Source organism: Nocardiopsis sp. Huas11 (genome assembly GCF_003634495.1).
GTDB lineage: Bacteria > Actinomycetota > Actinomycetes > Streptosporangiales > Streptosporangiaceae > Nocardiopsis.
On the sequence record NZ_RBKY01000001.1, the window covers coordinates 6,169,967 to 6,185,609 of the forward strand.

General features: G+C 73.3%; 16 protein-coding genes. 3 read left to right on the forward strand and 13 right to left on the reverse strand.

Going from position 1 to position 15,643, the window contains the following annotated elements; genetic code table 11:
* Positions 1 to 157: 157 nt before the first annotated feature.
* The 12 genes from dinB to DFP74_RS27855 form a co-directional block, all read right to left on the reverse strand.
* Positions 158 to 1,444 (reverse strand): DNA polymerase IV, encoded by a 1,287-nt coding sequence (dinB, locus tag DFP74_RS27800; protein ID WP_199725801.1) that lies wholly within the window; start codon positions 1,442 to 1,444, stop codon positions 158 to 160.
* Between the two features lie 85 nt (positions 1,445 to 1,529).
* Entirely contained in the window at positions 1,530 to 2,309 is a 780-nt protein-coding gene (locus DFP74_RS27805) for a methyltransferase domain-containing protein (protein ID WP_121186219.1), read from the reverse strand.
* Positions 2,310 to 2,354: 45 nt separating this feature from the next.
* Positions 2,355 to 2,768: a transcription antitermination factor NusB gene (gene nusB, locus DFP74_RS27810; RefSeq protein ID WP_121186221.1), complete on the reverse strand. Its 414-nt coding sequence runs from the start codon at positions 2,766 to 2,768 to the stop codon at positions 2,355 to 2,357.
* A complete protein-coding gene (efp, locus tag DFP74_RS27815) occupies positions 2,768 to 3,331 on the reverse strand; it encodes an elongation factor P (protein ID WP_121186223.1) in 564 nt (187 codons plus the stop codon). The genes nusB and efp overlap by 1 nt, the downstream gene beginning before the upstream one ends.
* Before the next feature lie 153 nt (positions 3,332 to 3,484).
* On the reverse strand, positions 3,485 to 4,567 hold the full coding sequence (gene aroB / locus DFP74_RS27820) for a 3-dehydroquinate synthase (RefSeq protein ID WP_121186225.1): 1,083 nt from the start codon (positions 4,565 to 4,567) through the stop codon (positions 3,485 to 3,487).
* Positions 4,564 to 5,070: a shikimate kinase gene (locus DFP74_RS27825; RefSeq protein WP_121186226.1), complete on the reverse strand. Its 507-nt coding sequence runs from the start codon at positions 5,068 to 5,070 to the stop codon at positions 4,564 to 4,566. The genes aroB and DFP74_RS27825 overlap by 4 nt, the downstream gene beginning before the upstream one ends.
* Before the next feature lie 131 nt (positions 5,071 to 5,201).
* Positions 5,202 to 5,468: a type II toxin-antitoxin system RelE/ParE family toxin gene (locus tag DFP74_RS27830; protein WP_121186228.1), complete on the reverse strand. Its 267-nt coding sequence runs from the start codon at positions 5,466 to 5,468 to the stop codon at positions 5,202 to 5,204.
* Positions 5,465 to 5,737: a type II toxin-antitoxin system prevent-host-death family antitoxin gene (locus DFP74_RS27835; protein WP_121186230.1), complete on the reverse strand. Its 273-nt coding sequence runs from the start codon at positions 5,735 to 5,737 to the stop codon at positions 5,465 to 5,467. Before DFP74_RS27835 ends, DFP74_RS27830 begins: the two co-directional genes overlap by 4 nt.
* Before the next feature lie 181 nt (positions 5,738 to 5,918).
* Positions 5,919 to 7,100: a chorismate synthase gene (gene aroC / locus DFP74_RS27840; protein ID WP_121186232.1), complete on the reverse strand. Its 1,182-nt coding sequence runs from the start codon at positions 7,098 to 7,100 to the stop codon at positions 5,919 to 5,921.
* A 45-nt stretch (positions 7,101 to 7,145) separates the two neighbouring features.
* Positions 7,146 to 8,114, reverse strand: coding sequence for an A24 family peptidase (locus DFP74_RS27845; RefSeq protein WP_121186234.1), 969 nt, complete (start codon positions 8,112 to 8,114; stop codon positions 7,146 to 7,148).
* Between the two features lie 73 nt (positions 8,115 to 8,187).
* Positions 8,188 to 8,895: an SseB family protein gene (locus DFP74_RS27850; protein WP_121186236.1), complete on the reverse strand. Its 708-nt coding sequence runs from the start codon at positions 8,893 to 8,895 to the stop codon at positions 8,188 to 8,190.
* Positions 8,896 to 8,906: 11 nt separating this feature from the next.
* On the reverse strand, positions 8,907 to 9,416 hold the full coding sequence (locus DFP74_RS27855) for a MarR family winged helix-turn-helix transcriptional regulator (RefSeq protein ID WP_121186238.1): 510 nt from the start codon (positions 9,414 to 9,416) through the stop codon (positions 8,907 to 8,909).
* Between the two features lie 240 nt (positions 9,417 to 9,656).
* On the opposite strand from DFP74_RS27855, the gene DFP74_RS27860 reads away from it, so the two are divergent.
* The 3 genes from DFP74_RS27860 (at position 9,657) to DFP74_RS27870 (ending at position 13,615) form a co-directional block, all read left to right on the forward strand.
* Entirely contained in the window at positions 9,657 to 10,199 is a 543-nt protein-coding gene (locus DFP74_RS27860) for a YceI family protein (RefSeq protein WP_121186240.1), read from the forward strand.
* A 138-nt stretch (positions 10,200 to 10,337) separates the two neighbouring features.
* Positions 10,338 to 10,646, forward strand: a complete 309-nt coding sequence (locus tag DFP74_RS27865) for a DUF2470 domain-containing protein (protein ID WP_121186242.1) — start codon at positions 10,338 to 10,340, stop codon at positions 10,644 to 10,646.
* 230 nt (positions 10,647 to 10,876) lie between these two features.
* A complete protein-coding gene (locus DFP74_RS27870; RefSeq protein ID WP_121188573.1) occupies positions 10,877 to 13,615 on the forward strand; it encodes a serine/threonine protein kinase in 2,739 nt (912 codons plus the stop codon).
* Here DFP74_RS27870 and DFP74_RS27875 read toward each other — a convergent pair.
* Positions 13,587 to 15,623 carry a sigma-70 family RNA polymerase sigma factor gene (locus tag DFP74_RS27875; protein ID WP_121186243.1) on the reverse strand — a complete coding sequence of 679 codons (2,037 nt, stop codon included), beginning with the start codon at positions 15,621 to 15,623 and terminating at the stop codon, positions 13,587 to 13,589. The genes DFP74_RS27870 and DFP74_RS27875 overlap by 29 nt on opposite strands.
* Between the last annotated feature and the right edge of the window lie 20 nt (positions 15,624 to 15,643).

Sequence of the window (15,643 nt, forward strand, 5' to 3'; positions counted from 1 at the left end):
CTAGCGCCTACTGGAAAGAAAAGCTGCGTGTGTACCTGGCCCACTACGGCCACGATACCCGCGCCCTGTATCGGAAACACCAGCTTCCATGCCTCTCTGCTACCCCTGACTGCGATCCTACTGTTGGAACGCTTCACGGTGACCGGAAGTTGCCGCATCATACGTCGTTTTCGTCACGTTTGGCCAGCACTGCCGACTGTATCGCGCCGTGCCCGAAACGTGCCGTAACGCGGTCCATCACGCGCTCCACATCCCTCCACCCGGTGTCCTCCTCCCCCAGTGCCAACTGGCGGTGCGCCTGGTCCGCGGGGGTGACCCCCTCGACCCGCACGCCCACCAGCCTGAGACGTACACGCTCCATCCCCGCGGCGGCGTACAGCTCGCGCGCGACGGCGTTGATCTCCCGCGCCACGTCCGTGCTCTCGGGCAGGGTGCGCGACCGCGTGATCGTGGAGAAGTCGGCGCGCCGCAGCTTCACGCTCACCGTGCGGCCCACCTGCTCGGTCGCCCTCAGCCGCCGCGCCACCTTCTCCGAGAGGCGGAGCAGCTCCCGGTTGATCACGTCCGGGTCGCCGACGTCGACATCGAAGGTCTCCTCGGCGCCGATGCTCTTGTCCGGCGTCTCGGGGACGACCGCGCTGGCGTCGACGCCCCGGGCCAGTTCGGACAACCGGGTGCCGGCCTTGGCGCCGAGCTCCATCCGCAGCAGGTCGGGTTCGACGCGGGCCAGCGCGCCGACGGTGCGCAGACCGAGCTTGACGAGGGTCTGCTCGGTCTTGTCGCCCACGCCGGGCAGGGCGCCGACGGGCAGGGGGTCCAGGAAGCCGCGCACCTGGTCGGTGGGGACGAGCAGCAGGCCGTCGGGCTTGCAGTGCGTGGAGCCGAGCTTGGCGGTGAAACGGGTGGCGGCCACCCCCACGGAGCAGGTGAGCCGCTGCTCGGTGCGGACGCGCTCGCGGATCATCGCGGCGATGCGCACGGGGCCGCCGAGCCGGCGTCGGGCCCCGGACACGTCCAGGAAGGCCTCGTCCAGGGACAGGGGCTGCACCAGCGGCGTCACGGATCTCAGGATGTCCATGACCGCCTCGGAGGCCTGCCGGTAGGCGCGCCCGTCGGGCGGGAAGACGACGGCGTCCGGGCACAGGCGCGTCGCCCGCACCATCGGCATGGCCGAGTGCACACCGCGCGCGCGGGCCATGTAGTCGGCGGAGGAGACGACACCGCGCGGGCCGGTCCCGCCCACGATGACCGGACGGCCGCGCGCCTCGGGGTGGCGCAGCTGTTCCACGCTCGCGAAGAACGCGTCCATGTCCAGGTGCAGGATGTGGCAGTCGGCGTCGGGGCCCGATCCGTCCGTGGGGAAGTCGGCACCCAGCGGCACGATGCCCTCGGAGGAGACCATCCCCCGCAGCGCCGCGCCGCGTTCCAGTTGCCGTCGACTCATACGGCCAGGTTACGTCCTCTCCGCGGTCGGGCTCGCCCGCCCGTCCCCGCCGACGCCCGCGGAGCGGGGGCCGGCGGGCCCGGGGTCAGGCGCGGTGGGCGACGGCGTGAAGCTGGGTGGCGATGCCGATGAGCTCGGGGTGCTGGGCGGCGGCCCGCTCCAGCTCCACCAGGCGCTGCCCGGCCTGCGCGTCACCCTCCCAGGCGTGCCCGGGAAGGACGTCGGCGAAGGCGCGGACGCCGCGGATGCTCTCCTGCGTCAGACCGGCTCCGCCGATCAGTTCCAGCAGCTGCCGGCGGGTGAACCGGCGCGGCATGGGGTCGTTCTCGCCCCAGCGGCCGTCGGGGTCCTCGAGCAGCCGGTGGGCGTCCTCGATGTGCCCGGCCAGGGCCCGGTGCAGGGCGCCGGCCACCGCGTTGGTGACCAGCAGGCTGACCGCACCGCCCGGGCGGGTGATGCCGACGACGTCGTGCAGCGCGGCGGCCGGGTCCTCGACGTACTCCAGGACGTTGTGCACGAGCACCAGGTCGGTGCTGCCGGGCGCGAACAGGGCGGACAGGTCACGCGTCTCGCCCTGGACACCGCGCACGGTGACGCCGCGCTCGGCGGCTCGGCGCTCCAGCGCGGCGAGCGAGTCGGGGCTGGGCTCGACGACCGTGACCCGGTGGCCGAGTTCGGCCAGCGGGACGGCGGCGCCGCCGGTACCCCCACCCGCGTCGACGATCTCCAGAGGGCCGCCGCCGAGCCGGGCCAGCAGTCCCTCCAGGGCGTCCCACACGACCGCGGTCCGCGCCGCGTTGGCGGCCCGTACCAGTCCGGCCGTACCGCCGGCGGCGGTCGCGGTCGCAGTGCTCCTGTCAGTCACCTGACGTCCCCTCCATCACTGTGCCCGGCCCCTCGTTCGCCGAAGTCAGAGCGCGAGCGTCGCCTTGTTCTCCATCAAGCGTGACAGAAGCCCGCTGACGAAGTTGGGCGACTCGTCGGTGGACAGTTCCTTGGCGACACCGACGGCCTCGGCGATGGCCACGCCGTCGGGGATCTCGTCGTCCCAGAGCAGCTCGAAGGCGCCCATGCGCAGGATGTTGCGGTCGACGACCGGCATGCGCTCCAGGGTCCAGCCGATGGCGTAGGTGCCCAGGAGCTCGTCGATGCGGGCGCGCCGACCGTCCACGGAGCGCGCCAGGTTCTCGGTGAACTCGTTGATGGGCGGTTCGGGCTGGGCGCGCCGACGCTTGATGACCTCCTCGACGGAGATGCCGCGGACCTCGGCCTCGTAGAGGACCTCGACCGCGCGTCGCCGCGCCTTGCGCCGTGCTCCACTCATCAGTTGACTCGCCCGAGGTAGTCGCCCGTGCGGGTGTCGACCTTGATGCGCTCGCCCTCGGTGATGAAGAGCGGCACCTGGATGACGGCGCCGGTCTGGACGGTGGCGGGCTTGGTGCCGCCGGTGGAGCGGTCGCCCTGGACGCCGGGGTCGGTCTGGGTGATCTCCAGCTCGACGGCCGCGGGCAGCTCGATGTAGAGCGGGTTGCTCTCGTTGGTGGCGACCGTGACCCGGGTGTTCTCCAGGAGGAAGTCCTTGTCGCCGCCGACGACGGCCTCGCCGACCGGGATCTGGTCGAAGGTCTCGGTGTCCATGAAGATGAACGAGTCGCCGTCGTGGTACAGGTACTCCATCTCACGGCGGTCGACACTGGCGAACTCGACCTTGGAACCGGCGTTGAAGGTCTTGTCGACGATCTTGCCCGTGAGGACGTTCTTCAGCTTCGTGCGGACGAACGCGCCGCCCTTGCCCGGCTTGACGTGCTGGAACTCCAGGACATTCCAGAGGACGCCGCCGTCGAGCCGCAGGGTCGTGCCGTTCTTGATGTCGTTCGTCGTGGCCACTTCGGTCGTCTCTCCAAGGGGTCTGACACGTCGGTCACCGGACTCGCGAGGTCCGGTCGGTGATGAGTGGGGCGGAGTGCGGGCACCTCGGGGGTGTCCCCCGGTGCACCAGTGCGAATGTCGCCCGACTGCAGTCTAGTGGCTTCGCGGTACTCAGGCGTCGCCCGTGACCGCGCGGTAGGCCTCGGTCAGCTGTTCGTCGGTGGGCCCGCTGAGGATGGCGGGCTCGGCCAGGCCCTCCAGGACCACGAAGCGCAGTGTGGCCCCGCGGGCCTTCTTGTCCACGCTCATCGCGTCGCGCAGCCGGGGCCAGGCCTCGGGGGCGTAGGAGGTGGGAAGTCCCACCGACGACAGGATGGCGCGGTGCCGTTCCACGAGGCCGGCGTCGATGCGGCCGCTGATCCGGGCGAGCTCGGCGGCGAAGACCATACCGATGGCGACGGCGTAGCCGTGCCGGAAGGTGTAGTTCTCCGCCCGCTCGATGGCGTGGCCCAGGGTGTGCCCGTAGTTGAGGATCTCGCGGCGGCCGCTCTCCTTGAGGTCGCCGGAGACGACGTCGGCCTTGACCCGGATGGCCCGTTCGACGAGTTCGCGGGTGTGCTTGCCCTCGGGGGTGGTGGCGCCCTGGGGGTCGTCCTCGACGAGGTCGCAGATCGCGGGGTCGTCGATGAATCCGGCCTTGATGATCTCGGCGAGGCCGCCGATGTAGTCGGCCGTGGGCAGGCTCGGCAGGGTGGCGAGGTCGCACAGGACGCCGGCCGGGGGGTGGAAGGCGCCCACGAGGTTCTTGCCCTCGGGGGTGTTGATCCCGGTCTTGCCGCCCACGGCGGCGTCGACCATGCCGAGCAGCGTGGTGGGCACCAGGACCGAGCGCACGCCGCGCAGCCAGGTGGCGGCGACGAACCCGGCCAGGTCGGTCGCGGCCCCGCCGCCGACGCCGACGACGGCGTCGCTGCGGGTGAACGCGTGCCCACCCAGCCGCGACCACAGGTCGGTGGCCACGGCGGCGGTCTTGGCGGCCTCCCCGTCGGGCACGGGCATGGGCCGGACGGTGTACCCGGCGGCTTCCAGGACGCCCACGACGGGACGGGCCACGGCCCCCAGGCCCTCGGGGTGGATGACCGCGACCTGCGCGGCGTCACCGACCAGCGAGGGAAGTTCAGACAGGACTCCGCTGCCGACCACGACGTCGTAGCGGGAGGCGGGTTCGCCCACCCTGATGCGGGTCACGCTCACTGGTCGACCTTTCCGGCGTCGTCGAGGGTGGGCAGGATGGCGTCGACGACCTCTTCGGGGTGGAAGTCCGTCGTGGGCACGGTGACGGTGGCCAGGCCCTCGTAGACGGGCAGGCGCTCGTTGAGCAGTTTGCGCAGCCGGGTCCGGGGGTTGCCCGCCAGGAGGGGACGGGCCACGTCCATGCCCACGCGCTTGGCCAGTTCGCCGAACTCGACCTGGAGGTAGACCACGTGGTGGTCGGCGAGATCGGCCCGGGTGTCCTCGTCCAGGACGGCGCCGCCGCCGACGGCGATCACGCCCTCCCACTCGCGCAGCCCCTGGGCCACGACCTCGCGCTCCAGGGCGCGGAAGGCCTCCTCGCCGTCCTCGACGAAGATGTCGCCGATGGAACGCCCGGCGCGCCTTTCCACCTCGGTGTCGGTGCACAGCAGGTCGACGCCCAGCCGGTCGGCCAGTGCCCGACCGACGGTCGACTTCCCCGATCCGGGAGAACCGATGAGCACCGCGATCGCTCTAGCCACGCTTAGCCTGCCTCGTAGGGTCCATCCCCGCGAGCGCGGGGAGCCTGCTGGGAATGTGTGCTTCTCTGTCTAGCAGAACCACCGCCCCGGCGTGCGCGCGGGCGGTGATCGGATCACAGGTCCCGGCAGACCTCGCGGCGGTGCGCCACGCTCAGCACGAGCACCACCACCCCGTCGCAGATCGTGTACACGATCCGATAGTCGCCCACCCGGACGCGCCAGGAGTCCGTGTCCCCCTTGCGCGGGATGCTCCCTGCCGGACGCGGCTCGGCCGCCAGTTCCCGGACCTTGCGGGCGATGCGGAGCCGGACCGGTTTGTCCAGCTTCCCGAGTTGCCTGAGCGCCTGGTCCTCGAAGGTGACGGAGTACGGCCCGTTCACCTGCCCAGCTCGTCTTCGCTCAGCCCGATCTGGCGCATCGCCTCGTCGAAGGGCACCGTCGTAGAGCGGCCGGACTTGATGTCGGCCAGGCGCTCGGCGGCGATGCGAGCGTCGCGCTCGTCCAGCAGCTCCTCGTAGTGGTCGACCATGTCGGCCGGAACGATCGCGGCGGCCCGCTGATGACAACGGCCACGGGTGACGAAGGTGACCTCACCGCCGTAGACGGCGCGGTTGACGCGTTCGGAGAAGTGGTCGCGGGCCTCCGTCACGGACAGCTCCTGCGGGTCGCTCGTATCAGCGCATGTCCTCCATGATGCCACGCCAACCACGCCAGGTTGGCGAGTTAGCGCGCAGCGTCCAGCGCAGGCCTCGGGGGCTTCGTCAGGGGACGACGACGGCCCGCCCCGTTCGTGAACGGGGCGGGCCGCAGTGCTGTCCGAACCGGGGGTCCTAGCGGATCTCCAGGGAGTCCAGGTAGCCGCGCACGTTGCGGCCGGTCTCGGTGACCGAGTCGCCGCCGAACTTCTCCACGGCGGCCTCGGCCAGCACCAGGGCGACCATGGCCTCGGCGACCACGCCGGCCGCCGGGACGGCGGTCACGTCACTGCGCTGGTGGTCGGCGCGGGTGGCCTCGCCCGTGGTGATGTCGATGGTGTCGAGCGCCTTGGGGACGGTGGCGATGGGCTTCATCGCCGCGCGCACGCGCAGCGCGTCTCCGGTGCTCATCCCGCCCTCGACACCGCCCGCGCGGTTGGTCCGTCGGCGCACGCCGTCCGGGCCGGGCTCGATCTCGTCGTGGGCGGCCGACCCGCGGCGGGCCGCGGTGCGGAACCCGTCGCCGACCTCGACGCCCTTGATGGCCTGGATGCCCATGAGGGCGCCCGCCAGGCGGGAGTCCAAACGCCGGTCCCAGTGCACGTGGCTGCCCAGGCCGGGCGGGAGCCCGTAGGCCAGGACCTCGACCACGCCGCCGAGGGTGTCGCCGGACTTCTTGGTGTCGTCGACCTCCTCGACCATGCGGGCGCTGGTCTCGGGGTCGAAGCAGCGCAGCGGGTCGGCGTCGATCGCGGCCAGGTCCTCCGGGCGCGGTTCGGCCGAGCCCTCGGGCACGGCGACCGGACCCATGGACACCACGTGGCTCAGGATCTCCACGCCGAGCGCCTGGCGCAGGAACTGGCGGGCCACCTCGCCCACGGCCACGCGCGCGGCGGTCTCGCGGGCGCTGGCGCGCTCCAGGATCGGCCGGGACTCCACGTGCCCGTACTTCTGCATGCCGACGAGGTCGGCGTGCCCCGGCCGGGGCCGGGTCAGCGGCGCGTTGCGCGCCACGCCGTCCAGTTCCTCGGCGGGTACGGGATCGGGAGACATCACCTTCTCCCACTTGGGCCACTCGGTGTTCCCGACTTCGATCGCGACCGGACCCCCCTGGGTCAGGCCGTGCCGGATACCCCCGATGACGGAGACCTGGTCCTGCTCGAACTTCATCCGGGCGCCTCGTCCGTACCCGGCGCGGCGTCGGAGCAGCGCGGCGGCGATGTCGTCAGAAGTGACGGACACACCGGCCGGGAGGCCCTCCAGAATCGCGACGAGTGCCGGGCCGTGGGACTCCCCTGCGGTCAGCCAACGCAACATGGTGATGATCTTCCCATGAACCGCGGCACGACGTCGCACCCGGGTTCAGGGATGGACGACCAGGGGTGCCCCGACGAGCACCGTGACGAGGGTGGCGCCGAGCATGAAGGGGCCCAGGGGGAAGGGCTGCATCGGTCTGATCCGCCGCAGTGCCAGCAGCACCAGGCCCAGCACGGAGAAGGCGGCGAAGGCCCAGAACACCGCGACGAGGGCGCCCATCGGGCCCGCCGCCCAGCCCGCGTACAGCCCGGTCAGGCCGGACAGCTTGACGTCGCCGAACCCGAACCCGCGCGGGGAGACCCGCCACAGCAGCCAGTACAGGACCGTGACCAGCACCATGCTGACCAGCGCGGCCCCCGCGCGGTCGAGCCCGTGTTCGGTGGGCGGCAGGAACACCGCGGCGGCGAACAGGAGGAAGGCGACGGCGTACCCCGGGCCCACCAGCGGGTCGGGCAGGCGCAGCACCCGCAGGTCGATGACGGACAGCACCGCGGTGAGCGCCGCCAGCCAGAGCACCGCGAGCAGCTCGACGGGCGACCAGCGCGGATCGGTCACCGCCACGACCCCCACGACGGCGAACAGCGCACCGGTGGCGATGACGACCGCCAGGTGGGGGCGCACGACCTGCTCGCAGTGCGGGCAGGCGCCGCGCCTGCGGAAGGCGCGGGAGGCGACGGTCGGGGTCCAGGGGACGAAGGACAGCTCGGCGCGGCAGAACGGACAGCGCGGTGGCGGCGGCCCCTCGTCGTCCTCCCCCTCGGTGTGGGCGAGCGGGGCTCCGGGCGCGCTCGCGCCCCCGGGCGCCGGCTCCGCGGCGTCACCGCGGCCGGCGGGCGCGGCGAGTGTTCTCGACGCCCCTCCCGGCCGCGGGTCGCCGGCCGGTTCCGCGGATCCGAAGAGGTACACGAGGCGGCCGGCGACATGGCCGACGCCCAGCCCGATCAGGGCCAGGGAGGCGGTCGCGGTGACCGTCCACAGTGTCGGGTCCAGCCCGAGCGTCGAGGGGGTGGTCATGACCGAAAAATACCGGCCCCGGGCGCTGGAGGACAGGTGCACGCGCGGCCTGTGGACGACCGGGTGGGGCGGTTCAGCCCTGATCGCGGCGGGCGCGCACCACGGCGCTCAGTTCGACCCCGCCCGGGAGCACGTGCCGGAGCTCGGCGGCCAGCCGGTCGGCGACCCGGCGCAGCGACTCGTCGTCGCGTTCCTCCAGTTCGAGGCGGATGCCGATGTCGGCGCGCTCGGAGGAGTGCACGCGCACGCGCTCGATGCCGAACTCGGCGTGCGTGACCCGGTAGATGAGGGCGAGGACCTGCGGGTCGTCCTTGGGCTCGGGGACCGCACCCTCCTCGGCCAGCAGGGTGAGGAACCTGCCCTGGATCGTGTACGGCATCGGCCCGGACACGTCCAGGACGAGCGCGTCGGCGCCTTCCTCCACCGCGGCCTGGCAGGCGTCCTTGGTGGTGAACGGCACCGGCCGGGCGTCGGCGCGCCAACGGCGGACCGCGTCGACGCTGGTGAAGGCGAGCACCCCGCGCCGCCCGTCCTTACCCGTCATGACGGGGACGGCCACCTCGCTGTGCTTGTCCTTGGTGAGCCCGCCGACGCCCTTGCCGGTCTCGGTGGCCACCGCGACCACGGGGATGAGGAGCCGGGAACGGCTGAGCGCGTCCAGGACCTGCCGGTCCCCGGTCCTGCCCGCGGCGTGCTCGCGCAACCGGGCCTCGACGTCCGGGTCGGCGCTGCCGTCGTCGTCTCGGAAGTTCTGGGCGCCGATGATCGATGGTCTGCTCACAGGCTCTGACTCTATCTGTGGTCGGGGGAGGGCGGTCGGTGCTCCGGGCGGCTCGCTTCGGTCCCCGCTCCGGCCCGGTCGGGGTCCAGGGCCGCGACGATGGCGGCGAGCTGGTCGATCTGTTCGGTGGAGAGCCGGTCGAACATCAGGGAGCGCACCCGCTGGGCGTGCCCCGGCGCGGACCGGCGCAGCAGGTCCGCGCCGTCGTCGGTGAGGACCGCCCACAGCCCGCGGCGGTCGTCGTCGCAGTGCTCGCGCCGCACGTGGCCGCCGCGTTCGAGGCGGGCGACCTGGTGGGACAGGCGGCTCTTGGACACGATGACGCTGTCGGCCAGGGCGCGCATCCGCATCCGCCGTTCGGGCGCCTCCGACAGGTGGGCGAGGATGCCGTACTCGATGAGGGACACCCCGCTCCGCTCGCGCAGATCCCGTTCGAGTTCGTCGTAGATCCGCGTGTTCATGCGGAGGAACCCACGCCAGACATGCTGTTCCGCGGCGTCGAGCCACACGGCTTGCTCCATGGGGTTCATCCTAGGTCGCCGGGCCCGGGCGGGGGCCCGGAACGGCGGGCGCGACCGCTCACCCGCGGGATGTCCGGTGGTGTGTCCGGCGCCACCCGGACAGGGGCGCGCAGGGGTTGCGTGAGCCCGCGCGGACACATAATCTACTTCCAAGGAAGATACTTCTCCAGAACTTTGTTACTGGCCAAGCAGAAGATACGGAAGGTCCCGATCGTGGGGCCGCGACCCACAGGAGACCCCATGGCAGCGCAGGAACTCAAGACCGGCACCTGGAAGATCGACGCCGCCCACTCGGTGGTCGGCTTCTCCGTCCGCCACATGATGGTCAGCAAGGTCCGTGGCCGCTTCGAGAAGTTCGACGCCACGCTCACCGTCCCCGCCGACCCGACGCAGGCCTCGGTCGAGGCGGTCATCGACGCCGGGTCGATCAACACCGACAACGCCGACCGCGACGGCCACGTCCGCTCCAAGGACTTCTTCGACACCGAGAACTTCCCGGAGTTCACCTTCCGCTCCACCGGCATCGCCGCCAAGGGCGAGGACTTCGTACTCAAGGGCGAGCTGAGCATCAAGGGCACCACCCGCCCGGTCGAGATCGACCTGGAGTTCAACGGCTCCACCCTGGACCCCTACGGGCTGGACCGCGCGGGCTTCACCGCCTCGACGACCATCAGCCGCAAGGAGTTCGGCGTGGACATCGAGATGCCGATGGACGGCGGCGGCGTGGTCGTCGGCGACAAGATCACCATCGACATCGACGCCGAGTTCACCCACCAGGCCTGATCCTGGTCCGTGGGCGACACTCCACGGGTTGACGACACACCGTCATCTCCCGTGACGTGTCTCGGATATCGTCAGTGGGGGAGGGCCACGAGCCCTCCCCCACTGCCGTGCGCCCACTCTCCCGCCAGGAGGACTCCGTTGCCGTCCAGCCCCTTCTCCCCCGAGGTCGTCGCCGCCGTCACCGGGCACATGAACGGCGACCACCCCGAGGACACCCTCATCATCTGCCGCTCCCTGGGCGGCCGGCCCGAGGCCACCGCGGCCCGGATGACCGGCCTGGACGGTGAGGGCGGCGACTACGCGGTCACGGTCGGCGGCGCCGAGCAGGCCATCCGCATCCCCTGGTCCGCGCCCCTGACCGAGCGGGCGCAGATCCGTGCCGAGGTCGTGCGCATGTACCAGGAGGGATGCGCCCGGCTGGGCCTGGCCACGCGCGGCGAGCACTGACCCCGGGCCGGCCACCGCACGCATCGCGAACACCACACGACCCACGGGGGTCGCGATGGAACTCCGAGGCGTCGCCGGGAGTCCTATGGTGCACGGGGGAAACAGCACGGACACGGTCCGGGCCATGAGCGCCGCGCCGAGGCGACGGCGCGCCATAGTCTGGAACCATCCGTCATCCCCCCGTACGCCCACGACACGAACGCCTCTTCCGAAGGGTGGCTCCGACCATCATGGTCACGCCCGAACCCGGTGACGACAACGCTCCGACCCGACGGATCGACCCAGCGGCGCCCGCGCCCGCGAGCAGGACCGGGCCCACCGTCCGGACCGGCCCGGGGTCCGGCACCACGCGGTGGGTCACCCGCGTGTTCCGGCCCGGCGGCGGCCGGCGGGACGGCGTCGACGCCACACGCGTGGTCGAGCCCGGGGCCGACGCCACACGCGTGGCGGGCCCGGGCGCGGACCCCACCGGCGTCCCGCCCGGCGGCTCGGCCGCCCCCGCGACCGCCAAGGCGCCCCGGCGCACACTGGACGGGTCCGAAGCGAGCGGCTCGACACCCTGGTGGCGGACCCTGTTCGGCCCGCTCGTGGACTGGCTGAGCCGGCTGCTGACCCGTGTGGTCGTCGGTCCGGCCGGGGACCTGGACTACGCGGTCCCGGCCGAGCTGCGCCGCCGCTACCAGGTGCTCGGCCACCTCGGCGCGGGCGGCGAGGCCGTCGTCTACCGCGCCCATCCCACGGGCGAGCCCGAACGCGAACTGGCCCTGAAGGTGTACCGGCCCGGGCACGACATCAACCGCGAGCTGCTCGACCGCCTGCGCGCACGCGGCACCGCGTCCGCGCACACCCCCGCCATCCAGGGGTACGGCACCGCGGCCAGCTCCTGGGGCGACGACCTGGCCTGGGAGGCCCAGGAGTACTTCGCCCTGGGCTCCCTGCGCGCGGTGATCGACGAGGCGCCGCTGGAGGAGGAGCGCGCGAAGGCGGTCGTCGCGGCCGTCGCCGAGTGCCTGCACCACTGGCAGGACGAGCTCCAGCACAACCACACCGACGTCAAGCCCGAGAACCTGCTCGTGCGCTCGCTCGACCCGCCGGTGGTCGCGCTCACCGACTTCGGCGGCGCCGTGCGCGCCACGATGAGCCGCGTCTACGGCGGGTTCGCGATCACCGAGGACTACGCTGCCCCCGAGGTCGTCGAGGGCCGGCGCGAGGCGCCCGCCGCGTGGTGGTCCCTGGGGGTCATGGCGCACGAGCTGGTGACCGGCCGCCGCCCCGAGCGCGGCGGCAACTGGCTCACCGCCCGCAACACCGAGGTGGACATCTCCGCCATCACCGACGAGCGCTGGCGCCTGCTGGTCCGCGGCCTGCTCGCGCCCACCCCGTCGGCCCGCTGGGGCCATGACGAGGTCACGCAGTGGTTGAACGGCGAGCGGCCCCAGATCCGGACCGTGCGGCGGCTGCGCCCGATCGAGTTCGCGGGCACCAGCCACGACGACCCGCCGAGCCTGGCCTTCGACCTGCTCGACCGCTCCGACACCGGCGCCCTGTGGCTGCGCAGCCACTGGCCCCAGTTGCGCACCTGGCTGGACCGGGAGGTCAACGACTACACGTTCGACCGCGCCTACCTGACCGGGTTGGAGCACCACCCGGAGCTGGCGCACGTGGCGATCAGCGCCCTGGCCGCGCGCTACGTGCCCGGGATGCCGCCGCGCTACCGGGGGCACGAGATCAGTGCCGACGGACTATTGGCCCTGGCCACCGGTCAGGCCAGCCGCCACGCGCTGGTGCGCGAGGCCGTGGAGTCGGGCGCGGTGGGACTGGGCGCGCAGCACTGGTGCCCCCATCCCGGCTGCCGTTCCGGCGGCTCCGGGCGCTGCGCCCTGCTCGAACGCGTCCAGCACGAGGTGCCGCTGCTGATGCGCCGCGTCGGTGAGACCGTCGACCGGTTGGTCGGTTCGGGCCCGGACGCGCCGCGGCGGCCGGCCGCGCACGAGACCGACGCGGTGTGGGCGCGGGCCGTGGAACTGGTCCTGGTGCCCGAGACCGCCTCGGAGCACCGTTCCCTGCTGCGCCGCCAGTCGTGGCACCCCACCCAGCGCAGCGCCGCCCCGCACGCCCCGTGGTGGGCCGAGCAGCGGCGGTCCGCGCTGCGCGACGGCGCGGGAGGCGACGCCCTGGCGACGCGGAGCGCGTTGCTGACCGCGCTCCTGCTGCTGCCCGAGGCGGTGCGGGTCGGCGCCGTGGTCAGCGAACGCGAGCGCGCGGACGGCCGGGCCCGGCGCCAGGACCGGTGGGCCTCGCTCGCCGGTTCGGCGCGGGAGCGGTGGGCCGGCGCCAAGGAGCGGGTGGCGACCGCCAGGCAGCGCCGTGCGCAGGCCGCGACGGCGCCCACCAGGCCGGACGTTCCGGTGGTGCCCGGCGCCTACGGCGAGCACGGGGACCAGCAGGCGCCCGACACGACCCGTACGCGCCGTGAGCAGGAGCGGGCCCAGCGCCGGGTCGACCGGACCATGAACCAGATCCAGCGGGCGATGTCGGCGGGCAAGTGCCGCCGCTTCGCCTACCCCGCGGCACTGCTCGGCCTGGTGGACGGGCTCGGCCGGTCGCTGCGCCCCTCCGACGGCTTCTACCCGGAGAGCGAGTTCGTCACCTCGACCTACACCGGGCTGCTCGACGCGAGCGACGGAGCGGTCCTCGGCTGGCTCTCGGAGGTGACCGGCGCGGTGACGGACCTGCTGCCGGGGTCCATGGGCTCGTCCTGGTGGCTGCCGGTGCTGCTGTCGGTGGCGCTGGCGGTCCTGGGGCGCACGGCGGCGAGCAAGCGGCCCGCCACCCGCGCCCGGCGCCGCCTGGCGGCGTTCAGGCTGGCCCTGGCGGGGTCGCTGCTGATGGTGGTGGTCCTGCTCTCGACCGGTCTGGTCGCCCTGGGCTCGGGCGTGCTCATCCCGTTGGACGGTCTCCTCGGCTGACCCGGCCAGCGGGGCGCCGCGGTCTCAACCGGCTCAGTGTGTACCCCCGGCCGGCCGGGTCCAGGCGCCTCGTGGCCTGCTTGAAGAGGTACTCGGCGCGTGGATAGGACAGGCGGGAGCGCCCCGTCGACGGGCACAGGTCGGCCTCGGCGGGCCTGCGCCCCGGGCCGGGGCGGCGGTCGGCGAGGAAGAGCGGGCCCCGGTCGCGCCCGGCTACCACGTGCGGCAGCAGGCGCGCCGTGCCCGCACGCCAGCTCACCCAGGTGCCGCGGACCAGGGCGCGCCGCTCCTCCAGGTCCAGGTCCTGCACGTCGAGCGCCAGCACCGTGGTCACCGGCGCCCCCGATTCGTGCAGGAGCCGCCACAGGGTCCGCTCCCGCAGCGGCGCTCCCCCGTCGGACCACAGCGGCGCCCAGTGGTCGGGTTCGACCGCCCGCGGGGGCGCGGTCGGCTCGGCCCGCCGCTCCAGCCCGGCCGCCAGGTCGTCCAGACCCGCCCACGCGCCGAAGGAGCGCACGGCCGCGCGGTGCCGGTTCCACGTGCGGGCGGCCGCCGTGGGCCACGTCGCGGCGAACACCCGGGCCACGGCCGCGGCGTCCAGCTCCTCCAGCGGCAGGCGCTCCCCCAGGGCGCGGCACAGCCGCCGCAGGGTCTGGCCGTAGGAACGGGCGGTGGCGGCGCCCAGTCCGTCCCGCTCCAGGAACTCCCGGGCCGCCCCCGCGAGCGTGGGACCGGGCACGGCCGCTCCGGCGGTCGCCTCGTCCGCGCGGCGGAGCAGGAACGCGCGCTCGGCCGCGTTGTCGGTCAGGGCGGCGGCGCGCTCGAACTCGCGGGCGGCCTCCGACGACCGGCCCAGTCGGAGCAGCAGGTCGCCCCGGACCCCCGGCAGCAGGTGGTAGTCGCGCAGCGCGGGATCGGCCACGAGCTCGTCGGTCAGGTCCAGCCCCTCCCGCGGTCCGCGTGCCCGACCGACGGCGACCGCCCGGTTGAGCCGGACCACGGGGGTCGGCAGCCGCTCCACCAGCCGGTCGTACAGGGTGGCGATCCGGTCCCAGTCGGTGTCCTTCGCCGTCCGCGCCTGCGCGTGGCAGACCGCGATCGCCGCCTGGAGGACGTAGGGGCCGGGCGGGCCGCCGAGGTCCCGGGCGCGCAGCATCGCGGCGAACCCGCGCCGGACCAGCAGGAGGTCCCAACGGCCGCGGTTCTGCTCGTGCAGCTGGAGGAGCTCTCCGGAGGGGCCGGTGCGGGCGGCGGCCCGGGACTGCTGGAGCTCCATGAGGGCCACGAGTCCGTGCACCTCGGCCTGGTCCGGCAGCTGCACGGCCAGCGTCCGTCCCAGGCGCAGGGCGTCCAGGCACAGGCTGGGCCGCATGAGGTCATCGCCGGCCGTGGCCGAGTAGCCCTCGTTGAAGACCAGGTAGACGACACCGAGCACGGAGGTGAGGCGTTCGGCGAGGTCCGCGGCGTCGGGCAGGTCGAAGGCCACGCCGCGGGCGGCGAGGGTGCGTTTGGCGTCGGCCACGCGCTGGGCGACGCGCTGCTCGCCGGTGAGGAAGGCGCGGGCGATCTCCCTGGTGCTCAGACCGGCGACCAGGCGAAGGGTGAGGGCGACGCGTTCGGCGGGCGAGAGCACCGGGTGGCACGTGACGAACAGCAGGCGCAGGACGTCGTGCCGGTCGGACTCGGCCTCGGCCCCGGCCCCCGGGTCGGCCTCCAGGCCGGATTCGGGCGTCCGTTCGAGCTCGTGGGCGATCTGCTCGTGCTTGCGCTCCAGCGACCGGGCGCGGCGGATGTGGTCGACGGCCCGGCGCTTGGCGGTGGTCGTCAGCCAGGCGCCGGGGTTGTCGGGGACACCGGTGGCCGGCCACTGCTGGAGCGCCGCCACCAGGGCGTCCTGGGCCAGTTCCTCGGCGGTGCCGACGTCGCGCACCACACGGGTGAGCGCGGCGATGATCCTGGCCGACTCCAGCTTCCAGACGGCGTCGACGGTGCGGTGGACATCGGTCACGGAGACGATGACAGCACCGA

Excerpts from the sequence above, each read along its gene's own strand:
- dinB (WP_199725801.1), bottom strand. The coding sequence starts at position 1,444 with ATGAGTCGACGGCAACTGGAACGCGGCGCGGCGCTGCGGGGGATGGTC.
- nusB (WP_121186221.1), bottom strand. The coding sequence starts at position 2,768 with ATGAGTGGAGCACGGCGCAAGGCGCGGCGACGCGCGGTCGAGGTCCTC.
- aroC (WP_121186232.1), bottom strand. The coding sequence starts at position 7,100 with ATGTTGCGTTGGCTGACCGCAGGGGAGTCCCACGGCCCGGCACTCGTC.
- DFP74_RS27845 (WP_121186234.1), bottom strand. The coding sequence starts at position 8,114 with ATGACCACCCCCTCGACGCTCGGGCTGGACCCGACACTGTGGACGGTC.
- DFP74_RS27855 (WP_121186238.1), bottom strand. The coding sequence starts at position 9,416 with ATGGAGCAAGCCGTGTGGCTCGACGCCGCGGAACAGCATGTCTGGCGT.
- DFP74_RS27860 (WP_121186240.1), top strand. The coding sequence starts at position 9,657 with ATGGCAGCGCAGGAACTCAAGACCGGCACCTGGAAGATCGACGCCGCC.
- DFP74_RS27870 (WP_121188573.1), top strand. The coding sequence starts at position 10,877 with ATGGTCACGCCCGAACCCGGTGACGACAACGCTCCGACCCGACGGATC.